This is a genomic window from Alphaproteobacteria bacterium (genome assembly GCA_023898745.1).
GTDB lineage: Bacteria > Pseudomonadota > Alphaproteobacteria.
On record CP060237.1, the window covers coordinates 90,301 to 105,341 of the forward strand.

Consider the following 15,041-nt stretch of genomic DNA (forward strand, 5'->3'; position numbering starts at 1 on the left):
TGATCCAACTGGATGACCACGGTTTTCTAAGGAAAACCTCGCCATGACGAGTTATACACCAACCGCATCGCGGTATAGTTGAAGTAACGCATCTTGTGTTTGCAAATCTTCGCGCTTCATTTTACGAAGGCGCATCACTTTTTTGATGGTTGGAATATCAAATCCATCAGCGCGCGCACCATCTAAAATCTCTTTTACCTGAGATGCTACTTCTGTTTTTTGCTCCTCAAGCGTTTCAACGCGCTCTATAATGGCTTTTAATTTGTCAATCGCAACTGTTGTCATAAATTCCTCGCCATAAAAATTGGGCGCGGGGGCTGGATTTGAACCAACGACCTTTAGGTTATGAGCCTAACGAGCTACCGGACTGCTCTACCCCGCTAACTTATGTATAGGAAATTTTGAGAGAAAAAGCAAGGAAAAATCGAAATGAATTATACGCAAAAAAAAGTGTCATGACGAGATTTTCCTTAGAAAATCGTGGTCATCCATATTTTCTGGATCACCACACCTTGCTACGCAAGGCTCGTGATGACGCGCCTATTTTATCAACACTCATAACAATGTTCATATCCACTAACATCTTTGCGCCACTCTTCCTCTTGCGCTAGCAAGTCTGCAAACTCTGTAAGAATTTGAGCTTCTGGCACATTCTCTTGAATCATTTTTAGCAAACTAATACTAATACACTTCACTTCTTTGATGGCGTATTTTTGAATATCATACAATTTTTGCTCTGTATAATTAATTTCATTCCTCAATTCTTTTAACCGATAATCACAACCTCTAAGAGATCTAAATCTCTCTTCCATTGTTCTTAATCTTTTATAAATATGCTCCGCCCTGTAAGCAGCGCTTTGTTTTAAAGACCTATGTGCATGCATGAGAGACCTCCTTAATTCTTAGGCTTAATTTCCTCTATTTCTGTACCAATCATATATACACAACCTTCTTGAATTTCGTCTTGCACTTCATCTTGCCCCAAGAAGTATTGTCCTGCCATTGTCAAAATGCTTGTATTATCTGGCAATACAGCTTTTTTTCCATCAATTGTTACGTAATTCTCAAAATCTGTACCTATAACGCCAACCTCAACATCAGAACAGTTTTCTAACCCCGTTAGAATTCCAATAATCTCACGTAATGAAGACTTGATAACATTTTGAGGCATTTCTTTTTTAAACGCCTTGATTATCTTATTAAGATCTTTAAGCGCATAGTGAATAGAATGCATATCAAACGAAATATAAGAAATATATTATTATTATATGTTCAAAATATAAATCTTACAAGGATCAATGAAAAAACTTTTCAAAAATTTCTTCAAATCGATAGATTCCAGCTGAAAATTTTTCAATATTTCGCGCAGCTAGAAGCGCGCCTTTTGCATAAATACTGCGATCTAAGGATTTGTGATGCACGCTCAACGTTTCACCTTCTAGTTTGAGTGTTAATTTATGCTCTCCTTTTGCATCACCTTCTCTTTTTGCGTCAATTTTCACATCAAAATCTGGAAATAAGCTCTTTAAATACAACGCTGAACCGCTAGGACTGTCTTGCTTATGAACATGATGCGTTTCTTCAATTTTCACCTGATTCAAAAGTTCTTTTGGCAATTCACGTGCAAATTTATACATTAAGTTCATTCCAACACTAAAATTACTACCTATAATCCAAGGTGCTTTTGGTATTATTCCATCAAGGTTAATACCCGATGTTCCTATAACAACGGGCTTTTCTGATAATTCAAGCAAAGATTTGAGATCTGCAAAAGCGTTTGTAGGGACAAACACAACAATACAGCTCGCTTTCTTTGCCAGCTCCAAAGTAAGGGGTTGCTTTGTATCACATACAGCTAGCAACTCACTATCTTTCATTTGATTAATAACTTGACTGCCTGTTTTGCCTTTTCCTACTACTAACAGCATAATCTTTTATCGGAAAATCATATCTTTGATTTAATGTAACCGCATCATAACAAAAATGCCACCACTCCTGAGGATTTATTCTAAACCCAGCTCTTTCCATAGCATCTTGCAGAACTTTTCTATTTTTCAGCGCATATTCAGGAATTAATTCCGTTCCTGGATGTGAGGCTGAGCTAAATAAATCCATCGACGTAAACATATCTACTGTATTATCATCCAAAAATAAAAATTCAGAACCATCTTTTAATTTACGCTTTATCTTTTGAAGGGGTTTTAGCTCTTTATCAAATTCAATAATCGTTAAATCAACCGTTCCGCCTCTCAAATGCTCCGAATCATGCATAATATACTGTTTTTCAAAAATTGTCTTTTTATCCAAATGCGGATAATACTCTGCCTTTTTCTTTGTATCGTTTTGATCTTTTGCCCATCTCAAAAAATGCTTAACCGCTCGATAAGGTCTATAAGTATCGCTCACCACGATTCTATATCCTTGCACCCTTAATATATCCGCCGCTTTCTTTAACGCCTGCGCAGCTTCAAGTTTCATATATGCAATATTCGCATGATATCCGTCAATTTTTTCCCCAACAAAATTCTCATCTGTTAAAAGGATCAAATGCACAATTGCATCAGGAACAAGCTCTTTAATATCAATCCACTCAGCCTTTTCAAAAGTATCTATACATTCCATGACATAGATGTAACGCTTTTTCTAGCGACATAATATAACGTTTATGCTTTTCATAGCAATCGTCTATAATAAATCAAAAAAGTGCTGCTGTGCTTCTTGCAAAAAATCTTCAAAAACTTCCGCATGTCCGTCATGGGTTTTTTGACAAAACCTTGCCTACGGGTGAATATGTTGATCAAAGACATAATCTTATACAAACCAAAAACCAATTAAACGCAGAAAATATAGTGCGACTTTATCAAACGCATTCGTCAATAGTTCATACAATTAACACTCCGCCAAAAGCAAGGTTAATTGGAGATGCTCTCATCACAACGCAACCGTCTTTAGCAATATGTATAAGAACAGCTGATTGCGCGCCCATTTTAATTGCACATAAATCAAAACCGATTATCGCAGCCATCCACACAGGGTGGAGAGGGGTTATTCTTGGAAAGATTATTGAAAATACAGCACAAGAACTGCAAAAATTAGATAATTTGAAAAATTATATTGTAGCATTAGGCCCTTGCCTACATCAAAAAAATTTTCAGGCAGGTCCAGCAATTTACAATAATATCTCTTCCATATTCATAAACAAAAAAAATTATTTCGACTTCCCATCATATATAAAACATAAATTCAACAAACTAGGATTCGTAGAAATCGAAACAATTCTCATAGATACATACGATAACCCAAATTTTTTCAGTTATCGCCATGCAACACATCAGTCTAAAAGTCTATTAGACCGACAAAATGCAGCAATATGCCTGATCTGAATTACTCTGCTTGAGTATCAGTTACTTCACCAGAGTCAGCATTCACGTTGTAACCAAAGTTACCCGCAGCCATGTTAAGAGGCTTTAACATAAAGTTCTCAACAAACTTGTTGTCAGCTGTTGTTGGCGTCATCGCTGTGATTATCGTTGCAATCAAACAAATTCTTGCAGCAATATCAAAAATTTTTTTAAGTATGGATCTTTTGTCACCTGAAAAAAAGTTACCGTCTGTATTGTCTGTCATCTGATTATTTATTGATTTTTCTACTATTATTATATAATTAATAAAATATTATGTCAATAGTTAAATATATTTAAAAAATAAAATTATTTCTCACTTTAGCAATTATGAAAAATATGTTTTCATATGGTAGGTAAAATTTACGCGACTGTTATGATGCAAAATCCTTTCGAATTGCTACGTCTGCCTCTTGAATTTGATATACCTGATGAGCTTTTGCAGCGCAATTATCACAAATTAATGAAAACAGTACACCCTGACCTTTATCACACACAAACAGAAAAAGATTTTATGACCGCAAAAGCCATGCTGATTAATCAAGCGTTTCAAAAACTTAGAGATCCTATTCAACGCGCTAGCATATTATTAGAAACCTTACACATAGATGTAGATGCAACTGCATCTCAGCCTGACCTTGAATTTTTAGAAGAGATAATACAACTACAAGAAATAAGAGATTCTCAATTGATTCAACGAACTTTTGATAAGGCGCAAACAAACTTTGCGCGTGCGTTTTTAGAAAAAAACTTATCTTTGCTGAAAAAAAGTTTTTCGACAATGAAATATTTGAGCAAGTCGGTATCAAAACCAATTAAGACCATGCAAAACAACTTATAGGCAACACACTCAAAACAGCATTTCCACCGATTTTATTTTGAATTGCTTTTTTATAAAGCGACAAACCTGTCCAAATTGCATGATCTGAGGTTGAAAGTGGAAGTTCTAACAATACCACATCTCCACTTTTCAAGTCAGTCGATAGAGCAGGTTGAGCCTTGCTTCTGAACTTTGCGCAAATAACATCCATGTTCAGCATAGGCGTTGGACTAAGAAGCAAAATTGTATGAGGTATTGTCATAGCTTCCGTTAATGCAGTTGCAGTTAAAATTGGAATGCTGTTTTCTTGAGGCACAAGATACGTTGCCATCACATTAATACAGAAAAGTGCTTTGTTACATTATATCATGAAATAACAGCTTTTTTGAGACCTTCATAGAATTTCAACTCAATTTGATCATCTTTTTTCAAATCCTCATAACGCGCAACATGTCCATCTGATAATGTTGGAATGCAAAACCCTCGCTTAAGCGTTTTATTTACAGAATTTTGCTCTAAAATTGTTCCAAACATAGTAAAATTCTGTTTTTTTCTGTCTATCAAGCTTGTAACTTTGAAATAGATTGTGTCGTATAGCATTTTAATCTTCATACCTTGCTTCGCATCAAAAGCCGTTTTCACAGCTAACTCAAGTCTTTCAGACAAATCATCCAAACGCATTTGCCAATTTTCTACGATCTTCTCTGGTGATAATACTTTGATCATTTTAACATGCATAAACTTATGCTTTAGCTGATTCGTTATAGTTAATAACAAACGGTTGTTCCACTGCCCTAAATCTTGCAAAAGATCCAATCTAGACGGTACAACCATTTCCGCAGCACCTGTTGGTGTAGGTGCGCGCTTGTCAGCCACATAATCCAACAGAGTTACATCTGTTTCATGTCCAACTGCTGATACAATTGGAATATCACTTTTAAAAGCTGCCTCAAGGACCTCTGGCTCATTGAATGCCCATAAATCTTCTAAACTTCCGCCACCACGACCAACAATGAGTACATCAGGCTTATGATCTAATGCATTAAAGCCGTGAATCGCTTTAGCGACCTCTTCTTTAGCTCCAGGGCCTTGCACTGTAACTGGCCATAATATCACTCGTATAGGAAAACGATCAGAAATGCGGTGCAAAATATCTCGTATCACCGCCCCTGTCTCAGATGTCACAACACCAACAGTTTGAGGAAACTTTGGTAACGGTCTTTTGCGCTCAAAATATCCAAGCTTCTTATAATATGCTGTTCGTTCTTTCAGTAACGCCTGCAAAGCACCTTCGCCTTTTGGTAAGATCTGCTCCACAATAATCTGATACTTTGAACGCATAGGATATGTTGTGATGCGCCCAATTGCTACAACTTCCTGCCCTTCTTGCAAAGGAATTGCCAACTGCGTTCCTCGCCAGCAAATTGCATCTAATACCGCGTCTTGATCTTTTAGCGCAAAATAATGATGCCCTGACGTATGCTGCTTATATCCCGAGATTTCTCCTTGAATCTTCACATTTGAAAAATTTATTTCAACGCAATTTTTAATCAAGGTTGCAATTTCTTTGATAGATAAAATATCTTTATCGTCTTCAGCCATAAACCCGGAAATGCTTGAATGTTTTTTTATAATATCAGATTATTTTATGCAATATCCAAACTCAAGTTACAAATTAAAGAATAAAAATTCAGTCTTCAAAATCTTTTTAAAAAATTATTTTTTCGGAATAAAGGCAATTAACCTAATTGGGGCTTCTGTTCCTCCTTCAAAATGGATAGGTAAAGCAATACTGTAAGCATTAATAGGTGGTAATTGATCAGCATTGGCAATATTCTCAATGATATACTTTCCAGCGCCTAAAATAATCTCATGCACCTTAAAACCATCTTTTGGACGATCAGGACTTAATGTATCTATACCAATACCTGCAACTCCCCTCTTAACCAAAAAATATGCAACCTCAGCGCTTACGCTAGGAAATGTAAGGTTATTTCTGTACTTTTGAGGCACGCTCCAATGCTTTGACCACCCTGTGTAAAAAATCACAAAACTGTTTTTTGGAATAATACCATATTGTGTTTCAAAACTTTCAACATCTTGAATCGTAGCTTTAAAATTCTCATGAGCCTGACTAGAAACGTCAATCATAACACACTGTGTCATCAAATCATCTAACGATAACTGATCAACAGTTAAACCTTCCTTCATACAATGTGCAGGCGCATCAATGTGCGTACCTATTCCTGCTGGCATATTGATTTTCTGAACACAAAACTTGGTTTCTGTCTCACATGCATCATAATCCTGAATTTTGTGACTATGAAAATCACAACTCATATCCCATGATGGAATGCCAGAATTCAGTTTATGTGTTAAACATATCACTCGATAACCATTAAGCATCAAAACTGCACATTCACTCTCCCTACGCACACAATAAAAAATTTAACGCAATAGCGCAATCTGACGTAGCAAATCCACATGCTCTCGAAAATAAAAGTGCATCTTTCGCATAGCTGAGACTTCCAATTTATGTATCTGGGCTGGTTTTAAGTTGTCATATATTCTCTTTTCATAAAACTTGGACAAAATAACCTTTCTTTCTTCTGGCGTTAAAACCTTCATGACCTTTTTTAAAATAATATTTAACGACTCTTCATTATCTTTCTCAAAATACGCATCCTCAAAGGCTTCTGAATTTTGTGATGACATGCTTAAATAATCTGCACTTGGCTCATCCAAAGAATAATCCTTTTTTAAAACAAAAGTCGCTTGTGGATTATTTGGTTTTGGCGTTTCTTGAAACATTTTTTTCTGTCCTGCAGATGCATTTTTCACAATAGACCAATTGGTCATGATATAATTTTGAATCGTTCCTTGAATCCACATTTTTGCATACACACAAAAACGCTTGTCCTTTTGCGGCTCATATTTTTCTGAAGCTTTAATTAAGCCAATGATCCCTTCTTGAACCAAGTCTTCAAAAGGAATTTCTGTATTTTTATATCCGCGTGCAATTTTAAAAATTAACTTCAAATGACTTTCTATAAGAATTTTAACACGCTCGTCATATGAATAATCCGTCCAAAGTTTTAATTCTAATTCATGTGGTAAAATTTGGCACTTAAAATGTTTTTGATACATATAAAAAACATATTCATTTCTTTATTGTGAGATTAGTATTTTAAAAATGAACAGATGGTTAAGCAAAATATATAGTGAAATACGTCCTAAGCAACATTTCCCTTCATAAAACCCTCCTGCGCTTTTTGCTCTTCGATCATTGTTTCATGTATTTGCTCTTCGAGACCTATCCAAGGGAACGGTGCTAACCTTCCCTCTATAGCAACCTTTCCAAGAGCTATTTCCGCCTTAGCAACTACACCTCCTTCGGGAGTAATGCGCATATCACTAAACGAAGGCTGTGCTGGCGTTGCAGGCGTAGTTTTGTTACGCAACTCTTCGAACAATGCCTTAAACTCTCTTGCTGTTTGCTGTGTATCTGAAACACCTGTATATTCGATAATTTCATGGAGAGACCGCATTTGAGCTGTTTGTGCCTGATGCAACTCATCAAGTCTTTCCAAAGTCTCTGCCAAGTTCTTTAGCCTATCTAGGCGTCTTTCTAAACCTTCAACAATCTTTGCTGCGATATTTGTAGAACTGGATTGCGCTTGTTTAGGAAGGTCGTTTATCTTTTGTTGAATTGCGGATACTTCGGCATCTAACTGTCTTATCTCTACAAGCAACTCATCGTATCCTGGATACTTTTGGAAAAAGCTGACTTTGGCCTTAAAAACGCCACTCCTGCAATTACCTTGAAATATCACTTCATATTTTGACCCATTATCTACAATCGTTGCATCAAATTTTCCATTTTCACAGCTTTGCACAACCAAACTAGGCTCATATGAAAGATCCCATTTTCCATAGCCATAGCTAAACTTTTCCCATGCATATGAAGAAGGACCGCCTGCACATGAGCTAAAATAATTTGCCGCCTCAGAAGCAACGGCCGCTGCAGCTGGCGCAAGCAACCCGCCTGAAAACCATCCAACCACTGCAGCAACCGCTCCACTAAACACTGACATGCCTGTACTTCTACCTGATCCACTATAGCTTCTTGAGTCTTCTTTGATTAATCTGCCCCCACGTTGCTGAGTTTCTCGCTCCCGCAATCCAACAAGCTTAAATCTGATCGCATCCCGCGCATTCTCTAATTCTCTCTTTAACGCAGCGATATCCAATGGCACATCTGTTGTGTCTGGATTTTCTTTCGCTTTTCTGTATTTCTCAAGCTTCTCAGATGTTATTTCTATATCTCCCTCAACAAATAATTTTCTCGCATCTCCAAAACGCCTTGCTTCCAACAAAAGTAAATATACATGCGACATCCGATCAAGATGTTGTAAGAATAACATGCGATCTTGGGAATAGGTGCCAAAGTTGAATGTTTCTTTGGAGATGGGTTGCAAAACGGCAGGTTTTAAGCCTGTTCCATATATCATCTCTAAAACCGACTCTCTAGTATCAGACGCCTCTTCTGGAGTATTAGTTCTTGCAGGATTAACTGTTTTAATAAACTGTTGATTTTGCAACATATAAGCTAGTGCATAAAACGCACCTGACCAATCTTCGAGTTTGCTGTTATCATCTGCTGTAAATTGCTGCCCTTCATGTTTACGTTTGAGATAAGTAACGAGATTTTTTGTGACTTCTGGCATAAATTCATCTCTAATAACTTCTAATACTGAGCTTGTTGAATCTTCTGAGGTTTTGCTGTTGATGAGGAAGCCAAGGGTTGGGGTTAATTTAGGGGATAGTTGAGATTTAATATCTTCAGTTTTTTGCGACCCAGAAACGCCTTGTTTAGACATCCTCTTTTCCCCTGCTGAGCTTTGTTGTTTAGATTGAGAGTCTTTCTGATCTTCTTTGATTTTTTGCTGCAGAGCAAACTCCTCCAAAAACTCTTTCATCTGATCTTTTACACCATTGGGCAGTTTATCAGAGGTAATAGGTAAACAGCCTAGCAAACGATTTACACTTGCTAAAAACTTCACAAATGTTGCTTTGGAAGATGGCGCATCAAAATCTGATTCTACAACGAATAGAAGTTTAACGCTTCTTGCTTTTTTGATAATCATTTCCCAGCCAATATTGCCCGCAAGTCTATGTTCAAAATCTTCGAAACCATCCATGCCGGCAATATCAACAAAAATCTTACCATCTCTTTCATAAACATGGGGATAAAAGGTGTGCCCTGTAATTTGAGGGCTCGTTGGAACAGGGAGCTCTCCTGAATATTCAATTTTTCTTCGAGGTTTTCTCTGATAATCAATTTCAAAAAGCAGATTATTAACAAGCGTGCTTTTTCCTGTTCGTGCAAGCCCTCCTATAATAACAACATCTTTACCTGCTGCGTGCTCAGAACACATACTCATGTTCATAAGAAACTCTTGCATAGTTGGGAGATTAAATGTGGGGCGAGATTGTGAAGTCTCTGACGCCTCTAAAAAGCAGATCGATAAAAACATTCAAAATCAATTTAAGTTTTTCTAAATCGTTTTAACACTTTTTTAAAATAAACCGCAAGTAAAAAATAAAAAAAATTTTCAACAAATGCAAAGCATTAAATTGACACATAGAAAACAAAAATTGCACAATCAAAGATGACATATGAAGCATGATAGAATATGTTTTTTATTTTAGATGGAGTGCAGTTTTTTAGTATCGGAACAGAAATTTCAAAACACTTCACAAGCAAAGAAAAAATCTCACCTTTTAATAATAGTAAAAAAGAGTTTGAAACAATCATTGCATATGGATACGCCCAACTTGGACAAAGATATTTTGCTAAAAGCACAGATAGAGCATTTATTGATGTAACAGTAAATATATCTGACCAATATTACGATAGAACCAACAGTATAGTAATTTCTAGAACGCCTTTCAATTTTTATGACAAAAAAGCTCGAATAAATTTAGACCTCAGCTTACGGTTTGGCAAAACATTTCATAAAAATAAATCACTTTATGCAGGTGTGTCTATGCCGAAAATTTCTTTTATCCATTCCGAAGAAGATTTAACTGCCTCTGGAAAAGTGCATCTTGGGTGTGAGTTTTGTGTAGCACGCTATGCATCAATTTTCTGTGAAGCCGCATATAAACTATATCTCTCAAGGGAGCCTTATGAAAACTTAACCACGCATTCAGCCTCCATCTCCCTCGGCCTCAGAATCCACGGCGAAAACTATTACAACCCAGAAGGCTAAATAACACACCCCCCTTTATTTCAACACTTTCCTCAACTCTTCCTCTTGTGCTCTTTTCTCAGCCAAAATCATATCCGCAAGTGATTCTTCTAACCCCTTCCAACAAAATAATTCCAGTGCCTCCATATCCAAAGCCTCGCCACATGCAGGGCATTCAAACCTCTCTCCCGCCATAGCGCACTCAACCTGAGACACAACATGCCTACAAGCCCCAATTTGAATATCCATAAACATATGTTGATCTGAAACACTAACCACACTATCGAACGCTTCAAAAGCACCTTTAAATTCCTTCATTTTTTGCTGAATATCGCCAATATCTAACTGCCCAATAACACTGTGAATTGCTTTCATTTTATCGATCTGAGATTTATATAACGCACTCACTCTACCCAAAGCGCTTAGCAGGCTCTGCATTGTTTTGAAACGTGCTTCTAGAAACTCAATAACCGCTGCAGACGCTTTTCCAGAAAAAACTCGCACTGTTTCTGGCAAGCTATCTATCTTCTTTTGAGCAGCGTCAATAGCTCTTTTCAAATCAGCTTCATTATCTTCTTTGGTAGAAAATACATGAGGCGCCAGAATGAACACAGGAACCAAGAACATAAGAGAAATTGCATCTGAGATACTAAACCCACGATCTGCTGAAGCGCGCTGGGCTTCCATCCGTTTTTGCAAACTATCCAAGCGTAACTTTAACGCATCTCTCGCGTTTTCTAGCTCTTTCTTAAGTTGAACAATATCCAATTCAACCGTTACACCTTCTGAACTTTTATACTTCTCAAGTCTCTGAAGGTTTTGTCTCACCTCCTCTTCAACGAATCTTTGTCTGATTTCCCCACGCTTCTGCGCTTCCAGCAAAAGTAGATACGCATGCACTATATGACCAAGATGTTGTAAAAATAATTTGCGATCTTGAGAATAAGTTCCAAAGCTAAATATTTCTTTAGGAACAGGCTGCAGCACTTCATCTATCATCTCTATAACAACTTCTCTTGTATCAGATTTTTCCTTTAACTCACTGGTTCTTGCAGGATTAACTGTTTTTACAAACTGTGGATTTTGCACCATGTAAACCAAAGCATAAAATGCACCTGACCAGTCTTCAAGCTTAATCTGATCATCTGATGAAAACGGCTGTCCATCATTTTTGCGTTTTATATAGTCTGTCAAATTCCTTGCAACTTCTGGCAAAACTCCTCTCTGATAGCTTCTAATACAGTATCCGTTGAGTCTTCAGATGCTTTGCTGTTAATAAGAAAACCAAGAGTTAAATTTGACTGAGATTTTTCTTGTAAAAACCCTTTTGTTTGATATTTTATGCCATCTGGCAACCTATTCAAATCAACAGGCAAACCGCCTAATAAACGATTCACGTTTGCTAAAAACTTCACAAACATTGCCTTCGCAGATGGTTTATCAAAGTCTGATTCCACAACGAATAGAAGCTTAACACTTTTAGCTTTTTTGATAATCATCTCCCATCCGATATTACCTGCAAGCCTGTGCTCAAAATCTTCGAAACCATCCATGCCAGCAATATCAACAAAAATCTTACCATCTCTTTCATAAACATGGGGATAAAAGGTGTGCCCTGTAATTTGAGGACTCGTTGGAACAGGGAGATCTCCTGAATATTCAATTCTCCCTCTGGGCTTTCTTTGGTAAGTAATGCCAAACAAAAGATGATTGATCAGCGTACTTTTGCCCGTTCGCGCAAGACCTCCTAAGATGATGACATCTTTATTCGTTGCATGCTCAGAACATGCGCTCATATTCACAAGCAGCTCTTGCATAACCACAGGATTAAAAACAGGCTGATCAGCCCCAGACGCCATTAAAAATAAAAGCATCACAACAACCCATAAAAGTTTCGCTAGATTGTTTTAACACTTCTTCATAAAAGACTCAAACTACTCTTCTTTAACAGAAATACTCCCATCTGGGTTTTCGATAATTTTCTCAACTTTAAGCTGCGCTTCTTTAAGTAAAGTTTCGCAGTGTTTTTTTAATTTAGATCCTTCTTCAAACAATTTTACAGACTCATCCAAAGAGATATTTCCTGCTTCTAATTTTCGCGCCACTTCTTCAAGTCGTTTTAGAGATTCTTCAAAATTCATATTTCATGCCTTTTCATTATCTAAAACATGAGTATCATATTTTTTACCAAAACGAAACATGTTACAATGGTATTAGAGGCCGGATGGCAGAATGGCTATGCAGAGGACTGCAAATCCTTTTATGTCGGTTCAATTCCGGCTCCGGCCTCCATCTTACTTTATTTTCCAATCTATCTAGCTATACACAATCCCTGAACGCTCGCGTTATTCAGGGTGCCAGAGCAATTCTTAACAAACTGTTAACATACTGCTTTTTTAAAACATTATTTATTGTTTCAATAAAAATCTTTACAGCTTTCTGATTTAATAAACATAGCTTCAAATAGATAACAAAAAACATGCTAATTACCTTTATCGCTCTTATGATTTTGAGTGTTCGTGATGAGTCATCTTTAGAAAAGTCACTCATTCAAAATGGCGTGTTATCCAATATGAGGAATATCGATGCTTTATGAAATAGACACAATATATGCAAAAACTTTTGCCCAAAATCCAAGATGGTTAGAGTTTTTTAGCAAGTATAATATATGTTGTTTTATTGAATCCTCCTCTGTTGCATCTTATCTAAATGCATGCACGATTCAAGATCTACTGCAGTTTAAAGATTTGGATAAATTGGTTCAGTACTTTGACGGAAATGTTGCGTCTCATGCATATCTTGCCGCTCTTTTTGTAAGAGAAAAATATGACTTTCCATATCATGATATTTTTTCAGGAGATCTAGAGTATCAACATTACAGAGGATGGAGATTGTTTTTTTCAACATATTTAAAACAACATCCTTACAAAAAATCCCTTACCCAGTTTGTAATGAAAACAATTGATCTTGTATTCAAATGGGAAGCATACCAAATCAACCTAGCATTGACACTGTTATATGAATGGATTAAAAAAGCACAAAAACATGGCTATAATGTAATTATTTTTGATCTGGGAAATGATTTTGAGGCATTTATTTCACAAATCGGCTATGTCTTGTTTAGCACGAAAGATAATTTTGTTATGACCCGCGAACTCTGTAAAATGTTCCGCCTAACCTTTGAAGGGTTGCATTCTTTTGATGCACTTATGCAACATTTTAGAATTTGGAACGGTGAGCGAAATTTTTATGGCAAAAAACCGAGATTTTTGTCGGAACGATTAGTAACATCTGTACGGTGTGATAGTAAGAAAGTGATATTTTTTTGACACACCTGGTCATTCTGAATCGAAGGCAAAGACTCTTCCTAGTTTTCGCCAAAAAGATTACCTTCTCCACTACGTTCAGGATTAAAATAATACGCTCAGGGGTTGAATTTTAATACTTTTTCCCTATATAATACTTAAAATTGGGTACTTTTTAAAATAAAAAATGGAAAAGCATAAATATAAGGTTGGGGATTTTATTGTATACCCTGTACATGGCGTTGGAGAAATCACTGCAATTGAAGAGTGTACATTTGATACAATCACGGCTACATTTCTTGTAATTAAAATTGCATATGAAAAATTAACCTTAAAAATACCCTTGAAAAATGCAGATAAACTAGGCGTTAGACCGCTATTCAATAAAAAACAAATTAATGAAATTGAAGATGTGTTAAAAAGACGTGTTCGCATGCGCCGCATGATGTGGAGCCGCAGAGCGCAAGAGTATGAAACAAAAATCAATTCAGGAGATCCTGTGCTTATTGCTGAAGTTGTGCGTGAACTTTATAAGAAAAACGACTACGATCAATCTTACAGTGAGAGACAAATTTACCAAACAGCTCTTTCAAGATTGGCAAAAGAATTTGCTATTGTAAAATCTATGAAAGAAGATGCAGCGTACGAATATATCCGCGATATTTTAGAGGCTGCTTAATCTTCTGCGTACTCATTGTAATACTCACCTTATCTAAGCTAGTATAAATACAAACTCTTACGACCGAAGCAATAATGTTTTTCTTTTTAAATTCACAAATTCATTATGGGGCCTCCGCCTCACATCGACTCATTAGTGGATTTTTTTCAAAAGAAACAGATCAAGAAAAAGAGGAGGCGTTTAAATCCATAAAAGCATTTTTAGGCTATGTAACTTTTTATAACGACTGGCTTTTTGGCATACAGGGCTTTTTTGGCGGCACATATAATCAAGGATATTATGGAGCTAAGGGACTATTTGGATATGAATTTGAAGAAAATGTTCAGATGTATGGCTCTATTGGTTTTGAGCGCCAAACCAGCGAAAAAGAATCCTTTAATAGGGGTAATTTATTTATAGGTGGTAATGTGGATATATATCTAACACGTACGTTTGGTTTAGGTTTTGGCGTTGAGGGCCGTCCACTTTTTGATCATAAAGACAACAACGATATAAAAAAGTTTGGATATCTCCGTTTTATGTTTAGTGTTATTTTTCGTCATATATAATTTAGTAAAAAAATGATACAATGAACTATGTCAT

At 36.4% G+C, this 15,041-nt stretch carries 20 protein-coding genes and 2 tRNA genes; 7 read left to right on the forward strand and 15 right to left on the reverse strand.

The window, feature by feature from the left end; genetic code table 11:
- Positions 1-51: 51 nt before the first annotated feature.
- The 6 genes from H6850_00470 to H6850_00495 form a co-directional block, all read right to left on the reverse strand.
- The gene (locus H6850_00470; GenBank protein USO02461.1) at positions 52-285 is read right to left on the reverse strand and encodes a DUF2312 domain-containing protein; all 234 of its coding nucleotides are present in this window, start codon (positions 283-285) and stop codon (positions 52-54) included.
- A gap of 20 nt (positions 286-305) precedes the next feature.
- Positions 306-382 (reverse strand) — tRNA-Met (locus H6850_00475).
- 166 nt (positions 383-548) lie between these two features.
- The gene (locus tag H6850_00480) at positions 549-884 is read right to left on the reverse strand and encodes a hypothetical protein (protein USO02462.1); all 336 of its coding nucleotides are present in this window, start codon (positions 882-884) and stop codon (positions 549-551) included.
- 11 nt (positions 885-895) lie between these two features.
- Entirely contained in the window at positions 896-1,234 is a 339-nt protein-coding gene (locus H6850_00485; protein USO02463.1) for a hypothetical protein, read from the reverse strand.
- Positions 1,235-1,295: 61 nt separating this feature from the next.
- Positions 1,296-1,928 (reverse strand): hypothetical protein, encoded by a 633-nt coding sequence (locus tag H6850_00490; protein ID USO02464.1) that lies wholly within the window; start codon positions 1,926-1,928, stop codon positions 1,296-1,298.
- Entirely contained in the window at positions 1,882-2,622 is a 741-nt protein-coding gene (locus tag H6850_00495) for a peptidase M15 (GenBank protein ID USO02465.1), read from the reverse strand. Before H6850_00495 ends, H6850_00490 begins: the two co-directional genes overlap by 47 nt.
- A gap of 89 nt (positions 2,623-2,711) precedes the next feature.
- Between H6850_00495 and H6850_00500 the strand changes: the two genes are divergently transcribed.
- Positions 2,712-3,383 (forward strand): polyphenol oxidase family protein, encoded by a 672-nt coding sequence (locus tag H6850_00500; protein ID USO02466.1) that lies wholly within the window; start codon positions 2,712-2,714, stop codon positions 3,381-3,383.
- Position 3,384: 1 nt separating this feature from the next.
- On the opposite strand, the gene H6850_00505 is transcribed toward H6850_00500, so the two are convergent.
- On the reverse strand, positions 3,385-3,627 hold the full coding sequence (locus H6850_00505) for a hypothetical protein (GenBank protein USO02467.1): 243 nt from the start codon (positions 3,625-3,627) through the stop codon (positions 3,385-3,387).
- A 123-nt stretch (positions 3,628-3,750) separates the two neighbouring features.
- On the opposite strand from H6850_00505, the gene H6850_00510 reads away from it, so the two are divergent.
- Positions 3,751-4,242, forward strand: a complete 492-nt coding sequence (locus tag H6850_00510) for a DnaJ domain-containing protein (GenBank protein USO02468.1) — start codon at positions 3,751-3,753, stop codon at positions 4,240-4,242.
- Here the strand turns inward: H6850_00510 and H6850_00515 are convergent.
- The 5 genes from H6850_00515 to H6850_00535 form a co-directional block, all read right to left on the reverse strand.
- On the reverse strand, positions 4,217-4,552 hold the full coding sequence (locus H6850_00515; protein USO02469.1) for a hypothetical protein: 336 nt from the start codon (positions 4,550-4,552) through the stop codon (positions 4,217-4,219). The genes H6850_00510 and H6850_00515 overlap by 26 nt on opposite strands.
- Before the next feature lie 35 nt (positions 4,553-4,587).
- Positions 4,588-5,823, reverse strand: a complete 1,236-nt coding sequence (locus H6850_00520; GenBank protein USO02470.1) for an exodeoxyribonuclease VII large subunit — start codon at positions 5,821-5,823, stop codon at positions 4,588-4,590.
- 114 nt (positions 5,824-5,937) lie between these two features.
- On the reverse strand, positions 5,938-6,627 hold the full coding sequence (locus H6850_00525) for a cyclase family protein (GenBank protein ID USO02471.1): 690 nt from the start codon (positions 6,625-6,627) through the stop codon (positions 5,938-5,940).
- Between the two features lie 42 nt (positions 6,628-6,669).
- Positions 6,670-7,368 (reverse strand): sigma-70 family RNA polymerase sigma factor, encoded by a 699-nt coding sequence (locus H6850_00530; GenBank protein ID USO02472.1) that lies wholly within the window; start codon positions 7,366-7,368, stop codon positions 6,670-6,672.
- Positions 7,369-7,454: 86 nt separating this feature from the next.
- The gene (locus H6850_00535; protein USO02473.1) at positions 7,455-9,758 is read right to left on the reverse strand and encodes a hypothetical protein; all 2,304 of its coding nucleotides are present in this window, start codon (positions 9,756-9,758) and stop codon (positions 7,455-7,457) included.
- A gap of 159 nt (positions 9,759-9,917) precedes the next feature.
- Between H6850_00535 and H6850_00540 the strand changes: the two genes are divergently transcribed.
- Positions 9,918-10,496 (forward strand): hypothetical protein, encoded by a 579-nt coding sequence (locus tag H6850_00540; GenBank protein USO02474.1) that lies wholly within the window; start codon positions 9,918-9,920, stop codon positions 10,494-10,496.
- A 15-nt stretch (positions 10,497-10,511) separates the two neighbouring features.
- Here the strand turns inward: H6850_00540 and H6850_00545 are convergent, their stop codons facing one another.
- From H6850_00545 to xseB, 3 genes are read right to left on the reverse strand one after another with little or no spacing between them, the layout of a single operon-like run.
- The gene (locus H6850_00545; GenBank protein ID USO02475.1) at positions 10,512-11,690 is read right to left on the reverse strand and encodes a hypothetical protein; all 1,179 of its coding nucleotides are present in this window, start codon (positions 11,688-11,690) and stop codon (positions 10,512-10,514) included.
- Positions 11,666-12,349, reverse strand: a complete 684-nt coding sequence (locus H6850_00550) for a hypothetical protein (GenBank protein ID USO02476.1) — start codon at positions 12,347-12,349, stop codon at positions 11,666-11,668. Before H6850_00550 ends, H6850_00545 begins: the two co-directional genes overlap by 25 nt.
- Positions 12,350-12,409: 60 nt before the next feature.
- Entirely contained in the window at positions 12,410-12,616 is a 207-nt protein-coding gene (gene xseB, locus H6850_00555) for an exodeoxyribonuclease VII small subunit (GenBank protein USO02477.1), read from the reverse strand.
- 77 nt (positions 12,617-12,693) lie between these two features.
- Between xseB and H6850_00560 the strand changes: the two genes are divergently transcribed.
- From H6850_00560 to H6850_00575, 4 genes are all read left to right on the forward strand, one after another.
- A tRNA-Cys gene (locus H6850_00560) sits at positions 12,694-12,767 on the forward strand.
- 293 nt (positions 12,768-13,060) lie between these two features.
- Complete coding sequence (locus H6850_00565) at positions 13,061-13,804, forward strand: hypothetical protein (protein USO02478.1); 744 nt, start codon at positions 13,061-13,063, stop codon at positions 13,802-13,804.
- Between the two features lie 163 nt (positions 13,805-13,967).
- Entirely contained in the window at positions 13,968-14,459 is a 492-nt protein-coding gene (locus H6850_00570; GenBank protein USO02479.1) for a CarD family transcriptional regulator, read from the forward strand.
- A 74-nt stretch (positions 14,460-14,533) separates the two neighbouring features.
- Positions 14,534-15,007 (forward strand): hypothetical protein, encoded by a 474-nt coding sequence (locus H6850_00575; protein ID USO02480.1) that lies wholly within the window; start codon positions 14,534-14,536, stop codon positions 15,005-15,007.
- Positions 15,008-15,041 lie beyond the last annotated feature (34 nt).

Bases quoted from the DNA above. Each gene is read 5' to 3' on its own strand.
- H6850_00525 (USO02471.1), bottom strand. From the start codon at position 6,627: ATGCTTAATGGTTATCGAGTGATATGTTTAACACATAAACTGAATTCT.
- H6850_00485 (USO02463.1), bottom strand. From the start codon at position 1,234: ATGCATTCTATTCACTATGCGCTTAAAGATCTTAATAAGATAATCAAG.
- H6850_00505 (USO02467.1), bottom strand. From the start codon at position 3,627: ATGACAGACAATACAGACGGTAACTTTTTTTCAGGTGACAAAAGATCC.
- H6850_00535 (USO02473.1), bottom strand. From the start codon at position 9,758: ATGTTTTTATCGATCTGCTTTTTAGAGGCGTCAGAGACTTCACAATCT.
- H6850_00520 (USO02470.1), bottom strand. From the start codon at position 5,823: ATGGCTGAAGACGATAAAGATATTTTATCTATCAAAGAAATTGCAACC.
- xseB (USO02477.1), bottom strand. From the start codon at position 12,616: ATGAATTTTGAAGAATCTCTAAAACGACTTGAAGAAGTGGCGCGAAAA.
- H6850_00480 (USO02462.1), bottom strand. From the start codon at position 884: ATGCATGCACATAGGTCTTTAAAACAAAGCGCTGCTTACAGGGCGGAG.
- H6850_00490 (USO02464.1), bottom strand. From the start codon at position 1,928: ATGCTGTTAGTAGTAGGAAAAGGCAAAACAGGCAGTCAAGTTATTAAT.
- H6850_00510 (USO02468.1), top strand. From the start codon at position 3,751: ATGGTAGGTAAAATTTACGCGACTGTTATGATGCAAAATCCTTTCGAA.
- H6850_00570 (USO02479.1), top strand. From the start codon at position 13,968: ATGGAAAAGCATAAATATAAGGTTGGGGATTTTATTGTATACCCTGTA.
- H6850_00540 (USO02474.1), top strand. From the start codon at position 9,918: ATGTTTTTTATTTTAGATGGAGTGCAGTTTTTTAGTATCGGAACAGAA.
- H6850_00530 (USO02472.1), bottom strand. From the start codon at position 7,368: ATGTATCAAAAACATTTTAAGTGCCAAATTTTACCACATGAATTAGAA.
- H6850_00495 (USO02465.1), bottom strand. From the start codon at position 2,622: ATGGAATGTATAGATACTTTTGAAAAGGCTGAGTGGATTGATATTAAA.
- H6850_00565 (USO02478.1), top strand. From the start codon at position 13,061: ATGCTTTATGAAATAGACACAATATATGCAAAAACTTTTGCCCAAAAT.
- H6850_00470 (USO02461.1), bottom strand. From the start codon at position 285: ATGACAACAGTTGCGATTGACAAATTAAAAGCCATTATAGAGCGCGTT.
- H6850_00515 (USO02469.1), bottom strand. From the start codon at position 4,552: ATGGCAACGTATCTTGTGCCTCAAGAAAACAGCATTCCAATTTTAACT.
- H6850_00550 (USO02476.1), bottom strand. From the start codon at position 12,349: ATGCTTTTATTTTTAATGGCGTCTGGGGCTGATCAGCCTGTTTTTAAT.
- H6850_00575 (USO02480.1), top strand. From the start codon at position 14,534: ATGTTTTTCTTTTTAAATTCACAAATTCATTATGGGGCCTCCGCCTCA.